Annotated in this window: 2 protein-coding genes; both read right to left on the bottom strand. The window is 35.7% G+C overall.

The annotated features are described in order from the left end of the window. Window positions 1-159 precede the first annotated feature (159 nt). Window positions 160-897 carry an IS21-like element helper ATPase IstB gene (gene istB / locus B0A75_RS19485; RefSeq protein ID WP_089055939.1) on the bottom strand — a complete coding sequence of 246 codons (738 nt, stop codon included), beginning with the start codon at window positions 895-897 and terminating at the stop codon, window positions 160-162. Window positions 898-913: 16 nt separating this feature from the next. After that, window positions 914-2,440, bottom strand: a complete 1,527-nt coding sequence (istA, locus tag B0A75_RS19480; RefSeq protein WP_244284434.1) for an IS21 family transposase — start codon at window positions 2,438-2,440, stop codon at window positions 914-916. Window positions 2,441-2,641: the final 201 nt, after the last annotated feature.

Genomic DNA, 2,641 nt, shown 5'->3' with positions numbered 1-2,641 from the left:
TGCAAATTCCGGTTATATTGATCACCCCATTCCGTTTTAAAGTGAGCACCTGATTCCATTTCAAAATGACCACCTGATTCCGGAGCAAAATGACCACCAAGTTTTGATTAAAAACTATATTTTTTCATCTGTTAATTAGTATTCAAATATAATAAAATATCACTCTTTGTTTATTCCTCTTTTCTTTCTCATCGATTCTCCATGTAATTCAAGCCTGTGAGACTGATGTATAAGTCTGTCTAATATTGCATCGGCTATCGTTTTTTCTCCAATTATATCATACCAGCCCTGAACTGGGATTTGTGATGTCACGATTATAGAGCCGTTATTATGCCTGTCCTCTATGATCTCCAAAAGAGTAATTCGGTTATGGCTGTCAAGTGCCTGGAGTCCAAAATCATCAAGTATTATAACATCCTGTCTTTGTATTTTGGTAAGTTCCCGCAGATAAGTACCATCTGCTTTAGCCATTTTTAGTTTAGCGAACAATTTTGAGGTATTAAAATAACTGACCTTAAAACCCTGTATACAGGCTTGATAACCTAATGCAGTACCTAAATAACTTTTACCGACACCGGTGCTTCCAGTGATTAAAATGTTTTCGTTTTTCTCTATAAATTCGCATTCTGCCAGACGCAGTACCATGTTTCGGTCCAGGTTACGTGATACATCAAAATTGATACTTTCAATATTTGATTTGTAATGGAATTTGGCATTAGTGATACTTCGTTCAATACGACGATTGTACCTTTCATCCCATTCTGCATCAATAATCATCGATACAAACTGGTCAAGGGTATAATGATCTGTTTTTCCGCTTTCAATGGCTGTTTTAAAAGCATTAAACATGCCATAAAGCTTCATTTGTTTCATTTTGGTTACTGTGGATTCATTCATTTTTTCAAGATTTAATTTAGTTATAATAGTGTTTTCCTCTTATGTTACTGTGATCGGGAAGTTCCTGCTCAGGTTCTTGATCAAAATCAATATGATCCAAGTTGTTTTCTAAAATATTTTGTATGGTCTTAAAATTGTAAATTTTAAAATCAAGTGCCCGCCTGCAGGCATTTATTAATCGCTGTCTGCCTACCTTTTTTTCAAAATTCAGTATTCCTAAACAACTTTTATAAGCCTGTTCCGGATGATTTCTGCTTTCGATTATCTGCATTATATATTCTCCTACTGACTCATCAATATTATTGGCCCATTCAATGAAGCGGGCTGCACTCCATTGGGCTACAAATTGATGTGTACTGGCTAAATGCTCAGGGGTTGTTGTATAGACATAAGGTTTGTAGTTTCTTGGATGTACAGCTATTCGATTGTATTTATAATAAATCTCTACCGTTGATTTGGTATATAACAGTTTTGCTTTCTTTTTTACATATTGATACGGAACACTGTAATAGTTTTTGTCCTGGCTTAATTGAACATGACCGTTTTGCATTACTGTTGCAAAAGATTGGTATTTAATTTCAAAACGATCTTGTGGCAGTGGACGCAGTTTTTCTTTCTCGTCTTCTAAAAATAATTCAAAGCGGGAATAAGGGCGTCCTGTTAGTTTTCTGTTATTATGAGAGTCAAGTAAATTCCAGATCTGCTGATTTAATTCTTCCAGAGAAAAGAACTTGGTTTCTTTTATGGTTACATAAATCCTTCGATATAATATCTTAACAGCTCCTTCAACTAATGATTTGTCTCTGGGTCTGTAAGCTCTGGCAGGCAGGATTGTAGTTTCGTAGTGTTCTGCTAAATCAGCCAGGGTTTCATTGATTGTCGGTTCAAAACGACTGCTTTTTATTACTGCAGATTTTAAATTATCCGGAACAATGGCAGCAGGAGTGCCTTCAAAAAAGCGCATAGCATTCTCTACCGAGTCAACAAAGTTCTCCTTCTGCTGGCTCATGGAAGCTTCAGCATACGTGTATTGGCTGGCTCCTAATATTGCTACAAAAAATTGTACTTCTTTGACTTCTCCGGTATCTATATTAATAATTGAGAGTGTCTTTCCGGCATAATCAACATACATTTTATCGCCAGCCTTGTGGTTCATATGCATGACCGGATTGACTCGTTTGCCCCATATATTGTAGTGATAATGAAATTGTGAAGTTCGATAACCATCAGGATTTACAGCGATATATTGTTCCCACATATGCTGTACGGTAACGCCAACTTTTTTTAGTTCGCGTTCCATTTTAGGAAAAAAATCATAAAGTGTCTGTAATCTAGGGCTAATGGCCTCTACACTAGTTTGGGAGAATAAAAGTTCCAGCTCTGCATCGGTTTTTTGGTCGATTAATTCAAAGCTCAATCCGAGAACTTCAAATAAAGAAATATATTTCTTTACCGTATTTCTTGAAAGGGATAAGTAGCTACTTATAAACAACTTACTCTTTCCATTACAATAGAATTTAATTACTTTTCTAATTTTACTCATGTCTGTTATTTTGTTTGCCATAATCCGTATATTTTTAACGAATGTATGGTTCTAACAACATGAAAAAATCAATAGTTTTTAATCGTTAATTAAACACAAAACTTGGTGGTCAATTTGCTCCGGAATCAGGTGGTCAGTTTGCTCCGGAACGGGTGGTCAATTTACTCCGGAATTAGGTGGTCAAATTGACCGGTTTTTCCA

Source organism: Flavobacterium oncorhynchi (assembly GCF_002217355.1).
In the GTDB taxonomy this organism is placed as follows: domain Bacteria; phylum Bacteroidota; class Bacteroidia; order Flavobacteriales; family Flavobacteriaceae; genus Flavobacterium; species Flavobacterium oncorhynchi.
The sequence above is the reverse complement of the archived record's forward strand: the minus strand, read 5'-3'. Positions and strand labels throughout refer to the sequence as shown.

Bases quoted from the DNA above. Each gene is read 5' to 3' on its own strand.
- istB (WP_089055939.1), bottom strand. From the start codon at position 897: ATGAATGAATCCACAGTAACCAAAATGAAACAAATGAAGCTTTATGGC.
- istA (WP_244284434.1), bottom strand. From the start codon at position 2,440: ATGAGTAAAATTAGAAAAGTAATTAAATTCTATTGTAATGGAAAGAGT.